This window comes from Caulobacter sp. SLTY (assembly GCF_009905535.1).
In the GTDB taxonomy this organism is placed as follows: Bacteria; Pseudomonadota; Alphaproteobacteria; order Caulobacterales; family Caulobacteraceae; genus Caulobacter.
Map to the genome: position 1 here is coordinate 41,867 of NZ_JAAALA010000028.1, position 15,068 is coordinate 56,934.

Here is a 15,068-nt window from a genome sequence, read left to right on the forward strand (position 1 = left end):
TTGCGCCAACCCATGAGCACCACCCCCGTCATCCCCGCCGAATGGTCTCCCCACCGCGCCATGTGGCTGGGCTATCCCAGCCACGGCGAGCTGTGGGAGGAGGACCTGGAGCCCGCCCGCGAGGAGGTGGCCGCCCTGGCCGCGGCCATGGCCGGGCCGGGGGCCGAGCGGGTGCGGCTGATGGTCTGCGGCGACGAGGCCGAGGCCAGCGCCTGGGCGCGGCTGGGCGAGGTTTCCGGCATCGAGATCGTGCGGGGGCAGTTCGGCGACATCTGGCTGCGCGACACCGGGCCGATCTTCTCCGGCGATGGCCGGGCGCTGGGGTTCCGGTTCAACGGCTGGGGCGGAAAATACCAGCTGGACGGGGACGATACGGTCGCCGACCAGCTCGCCGCGGCCGCCGGGGCGCCCCTGGTGCGCAACGATTTCGTGCTGGAGGGCGGCGCCCTCGACCACGACGGCCACGGCACGGTGCTGACCACGCGCCAGTGCCTGACCAACCCCAACCGCAACCCCGGCTGGGGCGAGGCCGAGGCGGAAGCCGCCCTGACCGCCGCGCTCGGGGCGAAGAAGGTGCTGTGGCTGGGCGATGGCCTGCGCCGCGACCACACCGATGGTCATGTCGACAACCTGGCCCGCTTCGTGGCGCCGGGGGTGGTGGCCTGCCCCATCGCCTGGGGTAAGCGCGATCCCAACGCCGACCTCTATGACGAGACCGCCGGCCTGCTGCGCGCCATGACCGATAGCCGAGGCCAGAAACTGCAGGTGATGCGCATCCCCTCGCCCGGCTGGACCGTCGACGCCGAGGGCGAGATGGTTCCGGCCAGCCACATGAACTTCATCGTCGCCAACCAGGCGGTGATCATGCCGACCTATGACGACGAGAAGGCCGCGTCCTTCGCGATCGACGCCCTGGCCAGCCTGTTCCCGGAGCGCAAGGTGATCGGCCTGCCGTCCAAGGCCATCCTGACCGGCGGTGGATCCTTCCACTGCATCACCCAGCAGGAGCCTGTGTGATGACCAAGACGCTGACCCTCGCCGCCCTCCAGACCCACTACGGGATGGACCTGGAGGACAACATCGCCCGCACCAAGGACCTGATCCGCCAGGCCGCCGCCGCCGGCGCCCAGGTGATCCTGCCGTCCGAGCTGTTCCAGGGACCCTATTTCTGCATCGCCCAGGAGGAGCGCTGGTTCGCCACCGCAAAGCCCTGGCGCGAGCACCCCTGCGTCACCGCCCTGGCGCCGCTGGCTCAGGAACTGGGGGTGGTGCTGCCGATCTCGATCTTCGAGCGCGAGGGGCCGCACTATTTCAACAGCCTGGTGATGGCCGACGCCGACGGCAGCCTGATGGGCGTCTATCGCAAGAGCCACATCCCCGATGGGCCGGGCTACCAGGAGAAGTACTATTTCCGGCCCGGCGACACCGGCTTCAAGGTCTGGGACACCCGGCACGGACGGATCGGCGTCGGCATCTGCTGGGACCAGTGGTACCCGGAGGCCGCCCGCGCCATGGCCCTGATGGGCGCCCAGGCGCTGCTCTATCCCACCGCCATCGGCAGCGAGCCGCATGACGCCAGCCTCGACACCGCCCTGCCGTGGCGCCGGGCCATGCAGGGCCATGCGGTCAGCAACGTGATCCCTGTGGTGGGGGCCAACCGCATCGGCTTCGAGCCCTGGGACGGCTACCCCAATGGCGGTCAGCAGTTCTACGGCTCCAGCTTCATCGCCGACCATCGCGGCGACCTGATCGGCGACATGGGCCGCGACGAGGAGGGGATCGTGACGGCCACGGTCGACCTCGACTTCCTCGACACCCACCGCGCCGCCTGGGGCTTCTTCCGCGACCGGCGGCCTGAGCTCTACGGCGCCCTGAGCAGCGGGCGGCCGGCGTGATCGAGACCGAGCGCCTGATCCTGCGGGACTGGCGGTCGGAGGACCTGGAGCCCTGGGCGGCGATGAACGCCGATCCGAAGGTCATGCGCTATTTCCCCGCCGTGCTGACCAGGCCCGAAGCCGAGGCGGTGATGGTCCGCGCGCAAGCGCATATCGACGAGCACGGCTTTGGCTTCTGGGCGGTTGAGCGCAAGGCCGACCGCCTGCTCCTGGGCTTCACCGGCCTGAAGACCCTGGCCCCCGACAATCCGCTGGCCCCCGGCGTCGAAGCCGGCTGGCGACTATCGCGCCACGCCTGGGGGCAGGGCTATGCGTCCGAGGCGGCGCGGGCGTCGCTGGCGCATGGGTTCGGGCCGCTGGGGCTGAAGAGCATCGTCGCCTTCACCGCGACCGACAACCTGCCCTCCCAGGCAGTGATGACCCGCATCGGCATGATCCGCCGCAAGGACCTCGACTTCGACCACCCCGCACTGCCCAAGGGCCATCCGCTCGAGCGGCATGTGGTCTGGGAAGCGAGGGCTTAGGGGACTGGTTCGCCATAGGCGTACCTGTCCCCGGTCAGCGCCGGCTGAGACCCCATGCGCGTTCCAGACGCCTTCGCGCGATCCGTCTGGATAGAGAAACGATCAGCCACCGACGCTGACCGGGGACAGGTAGCCCTGCGGGTAACCAGTCCCCACTACACCCCACACCCCTCCGCCGGCGGGGCCTTGGCCAGTTCCGCCTTCGCGGTGGCCAGGTCGGCCACAAAGCCCGGTTCCGCGTGGAGGCGGGCCACCGTGGCGGCGGCCATGATGCGGCCGGCTTCGACGTCGCTGGGGAAGTGGACGCCGCAGATCCAGCGGCTGTCGCCGAACTCGCGGGCCCGCAGGGTGATCTGGGTGGCCCGTTCGGGGACCAGCTCGGTCAGCACCAGGCCCCAGGCCCAGCCGGCGGCGGCATGGCCGGAGGGGTAGGAGCCGTTGGTCTTCATCCATTCCTCGCGCGGCACGCAGATCGGGGCGTCGTCATGGCCGATCAGCGGGCGGGTGCGGCTGTACTTGGCCTTGGCCTTGTTGGTGCTGCCGCCCGCGTCGATCACCAGCTTGCCCAGCATCCGGGAGAGCACCGGCGTGGCCTCCGGGGTGATCGCCTTGCCGGCGGCGCAGGCGAAGCTCCTGTGCGCCTTGGGGCCGAACAGCTCGACATCCTCGATGGCCTGGGCCCAGCGGGGCGAGCCGGCCAGGGACCGGCTGGCCTCGAAGGCGGCGCGGTCGGCCTTGGCTGCCTCGGAGCCATCGGCCGGTGGCGCGGAGAGGATGGCCACGCTGTCGGGCAGCTGCTCGGCGGTCAGATAACCCGTCGGCCGCGCCTGCTGCGCCAGGGCCAGCCCGCCGCACACCGCAATCGCCGCGCCCACCAGGGCGATACGTCCTGCCTTCGAACCGATCATCCGCTGCCTCCCAAGTCTGCTGAGGCCGACAGAGCGCGGTCGGCGAACAGCGTCAAGCCGGAAGCGCTTGACGAGCAGATATGTTATTTCATAACAGTTGCGCAGTTCTTCCCTGGAGGCGCCGATGCGCATGTCTGTTCTGCTGGCCGGCGCCAGCCTTGCCGCCCTTTCCGCCGTTCCCGCCCTGGCGCAGGACGCCGCGCCGCGCGGGGATGTCGCCGAGGTGGTGGTCACCGCCGCCCCCTATGCCATCTCCGAAGACTCGGCGACGACCAGCGTGGCCATCATCGACCGCGACGCCCTGGACGTGGCCCCGGCCGGCGGCCTGGGCGATCTGCTGGGCGGTATGCCCGGGCTGCGGTCGACCAGCTTTGGTCCGGGGGCCAGCCGGCCGGTGGTGCGGGGCCTGGCGGGGCCGCGCGTCTCGGTGCTGACCAACGGTGTCGGGCTGATCGACGCCAGCGCCCTGTCGCCGGATCACCAAGTGGCCTCCGATCCGGGCGAGGCCTCGCGGATCGAGGTGCTGCGCGGGCCGGCGGCCCTGCTCTACGGCGGCTCGGCGATCGGCGGCGTGGTCAACATCTTCGACGACCGCATCGCCCGCACCCTACCGGACCGCCCGGTGAGCGGCCGGTTCAACGCCTCGGTCAGCTCGGTGGACGATGGCTACTCCACCTCCGGCGCGCTGCGGCTGACCACCGGCCCGATCGTCTTCTCCTTCGACTTCCTGACCCGGGAGAGCGACGACTACCGCATCCCCGCCTATCCGGAATCGCGCCAGCAGCTGGCCGCCGAGGGCGAGACCGCCGAAAAGCCCTTCCCCGACCGGCTGGAGAACTCGGCGGTCAGCCTCGACACCTTCGGCCTCGGCGTCTCCTTCGTCGGCGACGAGGGCTATTTCGGCCTCGCCCTGAAGACCGTCGACACCACCTACGGCGTGCCCGGCCACGCCCATGAGGAGCCGCCCGTCCCGCCGCCGATCCCCGAGCCGGAAGAGTTCGTCACCATCGGCCTGGAGCAGACGCGTCTGGACATGCGCGGCAAGCGCAACGTCGCCCTCGGCCCGTTCCAGACCATCCGGTTCAGCGGCGGCTATGCCGACTATACCCACACCGAGTTCGAGGGCGCCGAGGTGGGCACGGTGTTCACCTCCAAGGGCCTGGAGGGCCGGTTGGAGCTGGTCCAGATCGAGCGCGACGGCTGGAACGGGGCGGTCGGCGTTCAGGCCCTGCGCCGCAACTTCGACGCCGAGGGCGACGAGGCCTATGTACCGCGCACACGGATCGAAGAGCTGGGCGTCTTCACCCTGCAGCGGGTGGACCTCGGCGGCTGGGGTTACGAGGGCGGCCTGCGGGTGGATAGCCGCAAGCTGGACAGCGTGGTCGGGGAGCGGGACTTCACCAATGTCTCGGCCTCCGCCGGTGTCTTCGTGCGGCCGGCCGACGACTGGTTCCTGGGGGCCAGCATCTCGCGCACCAGCCGCGCCCCGACCGAGGCCGAGCTGTTCGCCGATGGCCCGCACGTGGCCACCCGCGGCTACGAGATCGGCGACGCCGCGCTCGAGGAAGAGGTCGCCACCTCCCTGGAATTCACCGCCCACTATGGCGGCGAGCGGCTGAGCGCCGACCTGCATGTCTATGGCGTGCGGTACGAGGGCTTTATCGACCTGACCCCGACCGGGGCGGTGATCGATGACCTGGACGTCTTCCAATATGTCCAGACCGACGCCGAGTTCTACGGATTCGAGGCCGAGGGCTCCTGGACCGCCTGGCAGAACGGCGAGCGCAAGCTGAAGCTGGAAGCCGGGGCCGACTATGTGAAGGCCGACAGCGATCTGGGGCCGCCGCCCCGCATCCCGCCGTGGTCGCTGACCGGGCGCCTCGTCTGGGAAGGCCCGCAGCTGGCGGCCAAGCTGGAGGTGCGCCATGTGGCCGAACAGGATCGGCTGGCTGCCTTCGAACTGCCGACCGACAGCTATACCCAGGTGAATCTGGGCGGCAGCTGGAGCCCGCCGGCCCTGGAAGGCGTGAAGCTCTATGCCGAGGTCCGCAACCTGACGGACGAGGAGATCCGCGAGCACGCCTCCTTCCTGAAGGACCTGGCGCCGCAGCCGGGGCGGAACTTCCGGGCGGGGATCGCCTGGCGCTTCTAGCGGGCGCCTCGCAAAACAGGCCCCGAACCTCTACATAGCGGGCGATGACCACCGCCCTGGCCCCCTCTGCCATCGACGCCGCGCTCGACGCGGTGCGCGAGGCCGTGCGCCTGCCGGCCGGGACGCGGATCGTGGCGGCCATGTCGGGCGGGGTGGACTCGACGGTGACCGCCGCCCTGCTGCACCGGGCCGGCTATGACGTGGTCGGGGTCACCCTGCAGCTCTACGACCACGGGGCGGCGGTCCAGAAGAAGGGCGCCTGCTGCGCGGGTCAGGATATCCTGGATGCCCGGACGGCGGCCGAGGCGATCGGCATCCCGCACTATGTCCTCGACTACGAAAGCCGGTTCCGCGACCAGGTGATCGAGGAGTTCGCCGACGCCTATCTGCGCGGCGAGACGCCGATCCCCTGCGTGCGCTGCAATCAGACGGTCAAGTTCCGCGACCTGCTGGACGTCGCCCGCGACCTGGGCGCCGAGGCGATGGCGACTGGCCACTACGTCCAGCGGGTGGAGTCCGGCAACCGCGCCCAGCTGCTGCGCGCCGCCGACCCGGCCAAGGACCAGAGCTACTTCCTGTTCGCCACCACGGCCGAGCAGCTGGACTTCCTGCGCTTCCCCCTGGGCGGGATGAGCAAGCCACAGGTGCGGGCCATCGCCGCCGAACTGGGCCTGACCGCGGCCGACAAGCCCGACAGCCAGGACATCTGCTTTGTTCCCGAGGGCAAGTACCACACGGTGATCGACCGCATCCGGCCGCAAGGCGCGCTGCCGGGCGAGATCGTGCATATGGACGGCCGGGTGCTGGGGACCCATGAGGGGGTCACCCGCTACACCATCGGACAGCGCCGGGGCCTGAACATCGCCGTGGGCGATCCGTTGTTCGTCACCCGCATCGACGCCGACAAGCGCCAGGTGATCGTCGGCCCGCGCGAGGCGCTGCTGACCACGGCCCTGACCTTGAAGGAAACCAACTGGCTGGGTGGCGAGACGCTGGACGAGGCCGCCGCCGCCGGCCGCCCGGTGCTGGCCCGGGTCCGCTCGACCCGTGAGCCCGTGCCCGGGAGGTTGTCCTTGGTAAAGGGCCAGATCGCCGTGGCCCTCGACACCCACGAGGAAGGCGTCGCGCCGGGTCAGGCCTGCGTCCTCTACGCGCCCGAGGCTCCGGACAGGGTGCTCGGCGGCGGCTTCATCGCCTCGGCGGTGCGGGCCGAGGTCGCGCTGTGATCGACCTGCCGGTCGGGATCAGCCTGGCGGCCATCGGGCTGCTCTGCGCGGCGGTGCTGGTGCGATCATTGAGCACGGGCCGGTTGGCGGTGTTCTTCACCAAGCGACCGGACATCGAGCGGGCCGAGGAACCGCTGCGCTTCTGGACCCAGTTTACGGCGGTCGGGTTGGTCGGGGCGGTGGCCCTTTTCGTCGCCGCGTTGATGCTGGGCTGATCGAATGACCGAGAAGCCAGGCGAGCCGGGCCTGCTGGTCCAACTAGGCCTGCTGGCTCCCGTTGTCTTGGTCTGGAGTGCCGTCCTTTATATCGGCGAGCCGCTCTTCCGCGCCGCTGGCGCGCTGATAAACGACTTTCTTGCGCGGACTGTCTCCCTCGACCTGGGCTCCGATTTCGGACCGTGGGTGGCTGTCGTGGCGGCTTGGTTTCTCATCTTGCCGTTCTGGCCGATGTATGTGGGCTGGGCTGAGCCAAAGGTGGCCGGGCTTCTCGCCCGCCTAAGCCGCTGAGATGACCCGCCGCATGGTCATCCTTGCGCCCCCCATCGCCCCCGCTAAAGTGCGCCAACTTCAAACAAGCGTACGAAACGGGAAACGACCATGGCTGACGCCGCGCCGAGCGCCCAGGACCTGAACAGCGGCACCGAGCCGCTCGACGAACGCACCTGGATCGACGCCGAGAAGCTGCTGCCGTGGCTGCAGGCCAACGTCGAGGGCTTCAAGGGTCCGCTGGAAATCCGCAAGTTCAAGGGCGGCCAGTCCAACCCGACCTATCAGCTGGTCACCCCCGGCCAACGCTACGTCCTGCGCCGCAAGCCTCCGGGCAAACTGTTGCCCAGCGCCCATGCGGTGGACCGCGAGTACACGGTGATTTCGGCCCTCAACAAGGTCAACTTCCCTGTCGCCAAGGCCTATGCCCTCTGCCTCGACGAGAGCGTGCTGGGGACCATCTTCTACGTCATGGAGCAGGTGGAGGGCCGCATCCTGTGGGACGGGACCCTGCCCGACTACAGCCCCGCCGACCGCCGCAAGATCTATGAGGCCGAAATCGGCACGCTCGCGGCCCTGCACAACGTCGATTACAAGGCCATCGGGCTGGAGGACTACGGCAAGCCCGGCAACTATTTCGCCCGCCAGGTCAGCCGCTGGACCAAGCAGTACCAGGCGTCTGAAACCAGCGTCATCCCCGAGATGAACAAGCTGATCGCCTGGTTCCCGGACCATACGCCCGAGGACGACCAGACCTCGATCGTCCATGGCGACTACCGGCTCGACAACATGATCCTGCACCCCACCGAACAGAAGGTGGCGGCGGTGCTGGACTGGGAGCTGTCGACCCTGGGCAACCCGCTGGCCGACTTCAGCTACTTCCTGATGAGCTGGGTCATGCCCAGCCAGGAGCGCGGCGGGCTGTCGGGCATCGACGACCTGACCGCCTATGGCATCCCGACCATCGACGAGGCGGTGGCGCAGTACTGCAAGGCAACCGGCCGCGACGGCCTGCCCAACCTCGACTGGTACTTCTCCTACAACCTGTTCCGCCTGGCCGGCATCTGCCAGGGCATCGTCGGGCGAGTGCGCGACGGCACGGCCAACTCGGCCCATGCCGCGACAATGGAAGCCCGGGTGCCGGTGCTGGCCAAGGGCGCCTGGGAGTTCGCCCAGAAGGCGGGGGCGTAATCACAACGTTGGGGCGGGCCCCTCCTTCTCCCTCAGGGAGAAGGGTTGTTTGGGGTGGCTCTGACAGTGCAGTGTGCGCCGAACTATTCAGGGGCCGTATCAAATGAAATCCACCCTCAAGGCTGGCCTCGTCGCCGCCGCGTTCGGCGCGATCGCGCTCACCACCGGCGCCACCGCCCAGGCGCCGGCCAGTCCGCTGACCTACGTCCAGGCCGGCCGCCTGTTGGCCGATCCGGCCTCGGGCAAGGTGGAGACGCAGAAGACCCTGGTGATCCAGGACGGCAAGGTGCTGCGGGTCGAGAACGGCTACACCTCGGCGCCGGGGGCCAAGGTGGTCGACCTCAAGGATAGCTTCGTGCTGCCTGGCCTGATCGATAGCCACGTGCACATCACCAGCCAGAACGGGCCAGCCGGGGCGCTTGAGCGCTACACCAAGACCAAATCCGACCTCGCGCTGGACGGCGCCAACTATGCGGGCATCACCCTGCGCGCCGGCTTCACCACCGTGGCCGACCTCGGCGCCCCCAATGAGGTGATCTTCGCCCTGCGCGGGGCCATCGCGTCCGGCAAGGTGGCCGGGGCCCGGCTGATCGCGGCCGGGGATTCGGTGTCGGTGCATGGCGGCCATGGGGACGATGCGAACGGCGTGCCGGAAGGCTATGTCCACCTGTTCCGCGGCTCCTCGGTCTGTTCGGGGGCGGACGACTGCCGCCGGGCCACCCGCGAGCAGGTGCGGGCCGGGGCGGACATCATCAAGATCACCGCCACCGGCGGGGTGCTGTCGCCGACAGCCGCGGGCCTGGCCCAACAGTTCAGCGAGGACGAGATCGAGGCCATCGTCGAGGCCGCCCACTCCATGGGCCGCAAGGTGACCGCCCACGCCCACGGCGGGGACGGCATCAACACCTTCCTCAAGGCCGGCGGCGATTCCATCGAGCACGGCACCTACCTGGATGCGGAATCGATCAAGCTGTTCAAGTCGAGCGGCGCCTGGCTGGTGCCCACCCTGCTGGCCGGCGATTTCGTGGCCCGCGAAGCGGCCAAGCCCGACACCTGGATGGTGCCCGCCGTAAAGGCCAAGGCCCTGGAGGCCGGGCCGAAGATGCTGGACATGGCCCGCCGCGCCCACACCGGCGGGGTGAAGATCGCCTTCGGCACCGACAGCGGTGTGTCGCCGCATGGTCAGAACGCCCAGGAGTTCGCCCTGCTGGTCAAGGCCGGGATGAGCCCGCTGGACGCCATCCGAGCGGCCACCGTCTGGGCGGCGGAGCACCTGGGCCTGTCAGGCCTCGTCGGCTCGCTCACCGCCGGCAAGGCGGCCGACATCGTGGCGGTAAAGGGCGATCCCCTGGCCGATGTGACGGTGCTGGAACGGGTCAGCTTCGTGATGAAGGGCGGGGTGGTCTACCGCGAGGACTAGGCTGGCCCCATCCTCCCCCGCTTGCGGGGGACGACAGTGGTTACGCCCCCTCGGCCCCGAACGCCCGCAGGAAGGCGTCGATGTGGAACTGGGCGTAGGGGCGGTATTCCTCGGGGGTCATGGGCACCCCGAAGCCGCCGCGCACCAGGGCGATCTGCATGAAGGGGGCGAAGAACAGGCGCACCATCATGACCGGGTCGCTGGTCGGCTTGAGCTCGCCGGAGGCGATGGACTTGGCGAAGGCATGGGAAACCGTGCCGACGCTGGGGCCCAGCACCTGGTCGCGGATCAGGCTGGCGACGTCTGGCCGTCGGGCCGATTCGTCCATCGCCAGGGCCATGTAGCCGCGAGCCAGGCCGCCCTCCTGGATCTTCAGGGTGCCCTCGGCGAAGATTTCCAGCAGGCCCCGGATCGGCCCCTTGTAGGCGGCGATCCTGGCGGTCAGGGCGCGGGTGGGGATCACCAGATCCTCCTCCAGCATCGCCTGGATCAGCACGTCCTTGCCGGGGAAATAGCGATAGACCGCCGGCTTGGTGACACCGACCGCGGCGGCCACCTCGTCCATCCGGCAGGCGAAGCCTTTTTCGTTCACAAGCTTGCGGGCGGCGTCGAGAATCTGGCGGCGGCGCTGGTCGGCGCGCGCGCTGCGGTGCTCCCGGAGCTCGCCTTGATCGGCGATAGACATCTTCCCCGCACCCCAAAATCCGGCTCTACGCGCCGGGTACTCGTGACCCTACCTCCCTTTCGCGCAAAGCGGGAGTGCGACGCAATTCCTTTTCGCGACCGCGCCAAGGCCTGCTAGCCTCGCGGGACGATGAGTCCGACCACTGTCCTTTCCACAGGTAAGCGCGAACAGACCAAGCTGGCCAATCGCCAGGCGATCCTCGATGCGGCGCGGGAGGTGTTCGCAGAGCTTGGCTATGAGACGGCGACGGTGCGCGACATCATCCGGCGCACCGAGCTGTCGGTGGGCGCCTTCTACAACTACTTCCGGTCACGCGAGGAGGTCTTCGAGGCCCTGGCCGACGACGGCGCCCGGCGCTTCCGCCCGATCCTACGGGCCTGCTGGGAGCAGGCGGAGGACTTCGAAGGCTATCTGCGCGCCGCCATCCAGGCCTATTTCGACTTTCTCGCCGATGAGCATGAGAGCTGGCAGGCCCGCCGGCCGATCGGCGAGCGTCACCCGCATGTCTCGATGGAGACGCCCGAAATGGAGCGGGTGTTCGAGGAGGTGCGCGAGGCCTTCACCGCCGCCATCGAGCGGGGCGGGGCGCCGCGCGTCGATGCCGACTATCTGACCGCCGCCTGCATCGCCATGGCGCGGGAGGTGGGAGAGCGGATGCTGATGCGCCGGCCGATCGACACGGCGGCGGCGGCGGACTTTGCGGCGCGGATGATCCTGGGCGGCCTGCCCGCCCTGCCGCGCCTGCGGGAGCCCTGAGATGGCCGACGTCCGCAAGCTGGTGCTGAAGACCCTGCTGTCCCTGCCGACTCCGGTCTTGCGGCTGATGTCGGGGGGCTCGGCGGTCTACCAGGGGGGGCGGACGCTCGATCCCCGGTTCCAGTTCCTGGCCGCCCAGGCCAGGGCCATGCCAGCCATGTCGACCTTGACCGCCCAGGAGGGCCGCGCCGGCGCCGCCCAGGGCATGGCCCTGCTGGCGGCCGGGGCCGAACCCGGGGTGACGATCGAGAACCTGATGGTCCCCGGCGGCGAGGGCGAGGTGAGGGCCCGCGCCTACCGGCCAACCGATCAGGATCCGGACGCGCCGCTGCTGGTCCATGCTCATATGGGCGGCGGGGTGATCGGCGACCTGGAGACCCACCACGCCTTCTGCTCGATCCTCAGCAAGCTGGCGCGTTGCGCGGTGCTTTCGGTGGACTATCGGCTGGCGCCCGAACACAAGTTCCCGGCCGGGCTGGACGACATGCTGGCCGCCTGGCGCTGGGCCCGGGACAACACTGCCCGCTTCGGGGCCGAGAGCGGCCGCCTGGCCATCGCAGGCGACTCGATGGGGGGCAATTTCGCCGCCATCCTCTGTCAGGAGATGAAGCGCACCGGCGAGCCGCAGCCGGCGCTGCAGCTGCTGGTCTATCCTGCCGTCGACGTGGCCTCCGAGACCCAGTCGATGAGCACCTATGCCGACGCCTACCCGCTGTCGCGCGAGACTATGAGCTGGTTCATGGACCACTACATGAGCCCGCAGGACGATCCGGCCGACCCGCGCCTGTCGCCGATCCGGTCAGAGGACCTCAGCGGCCTGGCCCCGGCCATCGTGGTCACCGCCGGATTCGATCCCCTGGTCGACCAGTGCGAGGCCTACGCCCGGCGGCTGAAGGCCGCCGGCGTTCCGGTGCTCTATCGCTGCTACGACGGCCTGGGCCACGGCTTTACCGCCTTCGGCGGCGCCATCCCGCCGGCCGACATCGCCTGCCGCGAGATTGCCGGGCTGTTGCGCCAGGGGTTCGAGGGCAAGATCGCCTGACCGGATAGAAAAAGGGCGGCCCGTCAGGCCGCCCTGTTCCCGTTGATTTGCCTGGGTCCTACCAGATCCGGACCCGGTCTTCCGGCTTGACGTACAGCTTGTCGCCTTCCTTTACGCCGAACGCCTCGTACCAGGCGTCGATGTTCCGGATGGTGCCGTTGACGCGGTAGTAGCCGGGGCTGTGGCTGTCGCTGACCAGGCGCTGCTTGAGCGCCTCGTCGCGAATCTTCGAGCGCCACACCTGCGCCCAGCCGTAGAACACCCGCTGGTCGCCGGTGGTCCCGTCCAGGACCGGCGAGGGCTTGCCGTGCAGCGAGATTCGGTAGGCGTCGAGGGCCAGGCTGAGGCCGCCCATGTCGCCGATGTTCTCGCCCAGGGTCAGGCGGCCGTTGACCTTGTGGCCGGGCAGCGGCTCGAACAGGCTGTACTGGGCGTCCAGCCGGTCGCCCTGGGCCTTGAACTTGGCCTCGTCCTCGGGCGCCCACCAATTGGTCAGCACCCCGTCGCCGTTGGACTTGCTGCCCTGATCGTCGAAGCCGTGGCTGATCTCGTGGCCGATCACTCCGCCGATGCCGCCGTAGTTGATGGCCGGATCGGCGTCGGGGTGGAAGAAGGGGGCCTGCAGGATGGCGGCCGGGAAGACGATCTCGTTCTTGACGCTGTTGTAGTAGGCGTTGACCGTCTGGGGCGTCATCGACCATTCGGCCTTGTCCACCGGCTTGTCGATGCGGGCGACGCGGCGGTCCCAGTCCCAGGCGGCGGCGCGGTTGGCGTTGCCGTACAGGTCGCCGGAGACGACCTTGAGCTTGGAATAGTCCTTCCAGACGGTCGGATAGCCGATCTTCACGCCGAACTTGGCCAGCTTGTCGAGCGCCTTGACCTTGGTCTCCGGGCCCATCCACTCAAGTTTTTCGATGCGCAGCTTCATGGCCATGCGGATGTCGCCGACCAGGGCGTCCATCTTGGCCTTGGACTCCGGCGGGAAGTAGCGGGCGACATAGACGCGGCCGACGCTCTCGCCCATCAGGCCGTTGACGTAGGCGACGCCGCGCTTCCAGCGGGGCTGCTGCTCCGGCTGGCCATTCAGGGTCTTGCCGCGGAATTCGAAATGAGCGTCCACGAAGCGCTTGGACAGCAACGGGGCGGCGCCGTCGGCGATGTGGAAAGCCTGCCAGGCCTTGAGGGTGTCGAGCGAGGTCTCGGCGTAGACGGCCGCCAGTTTGGGGAAGGCGGTATCGGTGGTGACGATCACCTGTTCACGCGCCGGCAGGCCGCTCTCGGCGAAATAGCGGTTCCAGGCAAAGCCGGGGCTGATCTGCTGCAGCTCGGCCAGGGTCTTGGGATTGTAGGTCTTGTCGCGGTTGCGACGCTCTGCGCGGGACCAGGTCGCCTCGGCGATACGCGTCTCGTAGGCGACGATGTCCTTGGCGGCCTGGGCGGGGTTGTCCCATCCCACCATGGTCAGCATCTGGGCAATGTAGGCCTCATAGGCGGCCTTCTTGTCCGCGAACTTGGCGTCCAGATAGTAGTCGCGATCGGGCAGGCCCATGCCGCCGGTCCCGGCGTAGACCGCGTAACGGCTGGGGTTCTTGGCATCGTCCGCGATGCCGACGCCGAGGATCGACTGGTAGCCGCCGCCGCCCAGCGACTTGCCCTGCAGCGCGGCCATGTCGTCATGGCTCTTCACCTTGCGGATGGCGGCAAGCTTGGGAGCGATCGGCTTGGCATCGAGCTTTTCAGCGCCGGCCTCGTCCATGAAGGTGGTCCAGGCGGCGCCGATCTTGGCCGCGTCCTTGTCCTGCACCTTCCCGGCGGCGGCGTCCTCGAGGATCGAGCGGACGCGGGCCTCGGAGAGGATGGCCAGGGCGTCGAAGTTGCCGAAGCGGGTGCGGTCCGAGGGGATCTGAGTGCGGTCGTCCCACGCGCCGTTGGCGAAGCGGTAGAAATCCTCGCCCGGCTTGGCGGCCGGGTCGCGGCCGGTCATGTCGAAGCCCCAGGTCCCGTAGCGCGGGCTCTCCAGGCTGATCGGGGCGGCGCCGCCGGGGGCGGCTTCCGCGAACTCGAATAGCGATTGGGTGACGCAAGCCTCGTCCAGACAGAGGTGGTCCTCGTGGCCGGCGTCGTTGGCGCTGGCGGAGGCGACCGCGAGGGTGAGGGCGGCCGCGGCGGCGGCGCTGAGAAGCAGGGTTTTCATGAATCCAGGGCCTCTGGCGTGAATTTGTGGCCAAACCATGCCAGGGGCGGGACATTGGAGCGCGTTAAACTTTGTTCATGGGGCAGATTGTCCCCCGGCCCCCACCACCATTCGCGTCGCGCGAGGCCGGAATAGCAAAAGGGCCCGGATTGCTCCGGGCCCTTCGCTTACTTCAGTCGTCGATCGGATCAGAAGTTGATCGAGATCGTCGAGCGGCGGTTCAGGGGCTCCTTCACGCCGTCGCCGGTGGCGACCGCGGGGGAGGTTTCACCCTTCCAGTCGACCGACAGCTTGGAGCTGTCGACGCCGAGACCGACCAGGGCGTCAGCGACGGCCTTGGACCGGCGCTGCGACAGGCCGACGTTGTACTTGGCCGAGCCCGAGGTGTCGGCGTGACCGACGACCACGATCTGGGTCGCGCCACCGGCCTGAGCGTACTGGGCCGCTTCAGAGACCACCGCCTGGGCGTCCGCAGTCAGGATCGACTGGTCGAACGGGAAGTAGACGATGAACTCGCGCGCTTCGTACTGCGGCGGCGGGGGCGGCGGCGGCGGTTCAACCGGCGGCGCCGCCCCCGCCGCCGCAGTAC

Annotated in this window: 15 protein-coding genes; 11 read left to right on the top strand and 4 right to left on the bottom strand. The window is 69.1% G+C overall.

Annotated features, from left to right (window positions below; translation table 11 throughout):
* Nucleotides 1-12: 12 nt before the first annotated feature.
* Genes GVN21_RS15350 through GVN21_RS15340 form a run of 3 tightly spaced genes read left to right on the top strand, consistent with a single transcriptional unit; the run spans nucleotide 13 to nucleotide 2,419 of the window.
* Nucleotides 13-1,017, top strand: coding sequence for an agmatine deiminase family protein (locus tag GVN21_RS15350; RefSeq protein WP_166575640.1), 1,005 nt, complete (start codon nucleotides 13-15; stop codon nucleotides 1,015-1,017).
* Nucleotides 1,017-1,895, top strand: coding sequence for an N-carbamoylputrescine amidase (aguB, locus tag GVN21_RS15345; RefSeq protein WP_166575639.1), 879 nt, complete (start codon nucleotides 1,017-1,019; stop codon nucleotides 1,893-1,895). Before GVN21_RS15350 ends, aguB begins: the two co-directional genes overlap by 1 nt.
* Nucleotides 1,892-2,419, top strand: coding sequence for a GNAT family N-acetyltransferase (locus tag GVN21_RS15340; protein ID WP_166575638.1), 528 nt, complete (start codon nucleotides 1,892-1,894; stop codon nucleotides 2,417-2,419). The genes aguB and GVN21_RS15340 overlap by 4 nt, the downstream gene beginning before the upstream one ends.
* A 155-nt stretch (nucleotides 2,420-2,574) precedes the next feature.
* Here GVN21_RS15340 and GVN21_RS15335 read toward each other — a convergent pair whose 3' ends face one another.
* Nucleotides 2,575-3,327 (bottom strand): phosphatase PAP2 family protein, encoded by a 753-nt coding sequence (locus GVN21_RS15335; RefSeq protein WP_166575637.1) that lies wholly within the window; start codon nucleotides 3,325-3,327, stop codon nucleotides 2,575-2,577.
* 124 nt (nucleotides 3,328-3,451) lie between these two features.
* Between GVN21_RS15335 and GVN21_RS15330 the strand changes: the two genes are divergently transcribed.
* The 6 genes from GVN21_RS15330 (at nucleotide 3,452) to GVN21_RS15305 (ending at nucleotide 9,802) form a co-directional block, all read left to right on the top strand.
* Nucleotides 3,452-5,479: a TonB-dependent receptor gene (locus GVN21_RS15330; RefSeq protein ID WP_166575636.1), complete on the top strand. Its 2,028-nt coding sequence runs from the start codon at nucleotides 3,452-3,454 to the stop codon at nucleotides 5,477-5,479.
* Nucleotides 5,480-5,523: 44 nt separating this feature from the next.
* Nucleotides 5,524-6,705 (top strand): tRNA 2-thiouridine(34) synthase MnmA, encoded by a 1,182-nt coding sequence (gene mnmA / locus GVN21_RS15325; protein ID WP_166575635.1) that lies wholly within the window; start codon nucleotides 5,524-5,526, stop codon nucleotides 6,703-6,705.
* A complete protein-coding gene (locus GVN21_RS15320; protein WP_166575634.1) occupies nucleotides 6,702-6,920 on the top strand; it encodes a hypothetical protein in 219 nt (72 codons plus the stop codon). Before mnmA ends, GVN21_RS15320 begins: the two co-directional genes overlap by 4 nt.
* A gap of 4 nt (nucleotides 6,921-6,924) precedes the next feature.
* Nucleotides 6,925-7,212, top strand: coding sequence for a hypothetical protein (locus GVN21_RS15315; protein ID WP_166575633.1), 288 nt, complete (start codon nucleotides 6,925-6,927; stop codon nucleotides 7,210-7,212).
* A gap of 90 nt (nucleotides 7,213-7,302) precedes the next feature.
* The gene (locus tag GVN21_RS15310) at nucleotides 7,303-8,382 is read left to right on the top strand and encodes a phosphotransferase family protein (protein WP_166575632.1); all 1,080 of its coding nucleotides are present in this window, start codon (nucleotides 7,303-7,305) and stop codon (nucleotides 8,380-8,382) included.
* Nucleotides 8,383-8,485: 103 nt separating this feature from the next.
* Nucleotides 8,486-9,802, top strand: coding sequence for an amidohydrolase family protein (locus GVN21_RS15305; RefSeq protein WP_166575631.1), 1,317 nt, complete (start codon nucleotides 8,486-8,488; stop codon nucleotides 9,800-9,802).
* Nucleotides 9,803-9,842: 40 nt separating this feature from the next.
* Here the strand turns inward: GVN21_RS15305 and GVN21_RS15300 are convergent, their stop codons facing one another.
* A complete protein-coding gene (locus GVN21_RS15300) occupies nucleotides 9,843-10,487 on the bottom strand; it encodes a TetR/AcrR family transcriptional regulator (RefSeq protein ID WP_166575630.1) in 645 nt (214 codons plus the stop codon).
* 129 nt (nucleotides 10,488-10,616) lie between these two features.
* Between GVN21_RS15300 and GVN21_RS15295 the strand changes: the two genes are divergently transcribed.
* Both GVN21_RS15295 and GVN21_RS15290 read left to right on the top strand, forming a co-directional pair.
* Complete coding sequence (locus GVN21_RS15295) at nucleotides 10,617-11,243, top strand: TetR/AcrR family transcriptional regulator (protein WP_166575629.1); 627 nt, start codon at nucleotides 10,617-10,619, stop codon at nucleotides 11,241-11,243.
* Nucleotide 11,244: 1 nt separating this feature from the next.
* Nucleotides 11,245-12,285 carry an alpha/beta hydrolase gene (locus GVN21_RS15290; protein ID WP_166575628.1) on the top strand — a complete coding sequence of 347 codons (1,041 nt, stop codon included), beginning with the start codon at nucleotides 11,245-11,247 and terminating at the stop codon, nucleotides 12,283-12,285.
* Nucleotides 12,286-12,343: 58 nt separating this feature from the next.
* Here the strand turns inward: GVN21_RS15290 and GVN21_RS15285 are convergent, their stop codons facing one another.
* Entirely contained in the window at nucleotides 12,344-14,479 is a 2,136-nt protein-coding gene (locus tag GVN21_RS15285; protein WP_166575627.1) for a M13-type metalloendopeptidase, read from the bottom strand.
* A gap of 188 nt (nucleotides 14,480-14,667) precedes the next feature.
* Nucleotides 14,668-15,068: OmpA family protein (locus GVN21_RS15280; protein WP_166575626.1), on the bottom strand; the 401-nt coding region annotated here is incomplete at its 5' end.

Bases quoted from the DNA above. Each gene is read 5' to 3' on its own strand.
- GVN21_RS15350 (WP_166575640.1), top strand. From the start codon at position 13: ATGAGCACCACCCCCGTCATCCCCGCCGAATGGTCTCCCCACCGCGCC.
- aguB (WP_166575639.1), top strand. From the start codon at position 1,017: ATGACCAAGACGCTGACCCTCGCCGCCCTCCAGACCCACTACGGGATG.
- GVN21_RS15335 (WP_166575637.1), bottom strand. From the start codon at position 3,327: ATGATCGGTTCGAAGGCAGGACGTATCGCCCTGGTGGGCGCGGCGATT.
- GVN21_RS15330 (WP_166575636.1), top strand. From the start codon at position 3,452: ATGCGCATGTCTGTTCTGCTGGCCGGCGCCAGCCTTGCCGCCCTTTCC.
- mnmA (WP_166575635.1), top strand. From the start codon at position 5,524: ATGACCACCGCCCTGGCCCCCTCTGCCATCGACGCCGCGCTCGACGCG.
- GVN21_RS15315 (WP_166575633.1), top strand. From the start codon at position 6,925: ATGACCGAGAAGCCAGGCGAGCCGGGCCTGCTGGTCCAACTAGGCCTG.
- GVN21_RS15310 (WP_166575632.1), top strand. From the start codon at position 7,303: ATGGCTGACGCCGCGCCGAGCGCCCAGGACCTGAACAGCGGCACCGAG.
- GVN21_RS15305 (WP_166575631.1), top strand. From the start codon at position 8,486: ATGAAATCCACCCTCAAGGCTGGCCTCGTCGCCGCCGCGTTCGGCGCG.
- GVN21_RS15300 (WP_166575630.1), bottom strand. From the start codon at position 10,487: ATGTCTATCGCCGATCAAGGCGAGCTCCGGGAGCACCGCAGCGCGCGC.
- GVN21_RS15295 (WP_166575629.1), top strand. From the start codon at position 10,617: ATGAGTCCGACCACTGTCCTTTCCACAGGTAAGCGCGAACAGACCAAG.
- GVN21_RS15290 (WP_166575628.1), top strand. From the start codon at position 11,245: ATGGCCGACGTCCGCAAGCTGGTGCTGAAGACCCTGCTGTCCCTGCCG.
- GVN21_RS15285 (WP_166575627.1), bottom strand. From the start codon at position 14,479: ATGAAAACCCTGCTTCTCAGCGCCGCCGCCGCGGCCGCCCTCACCCTC.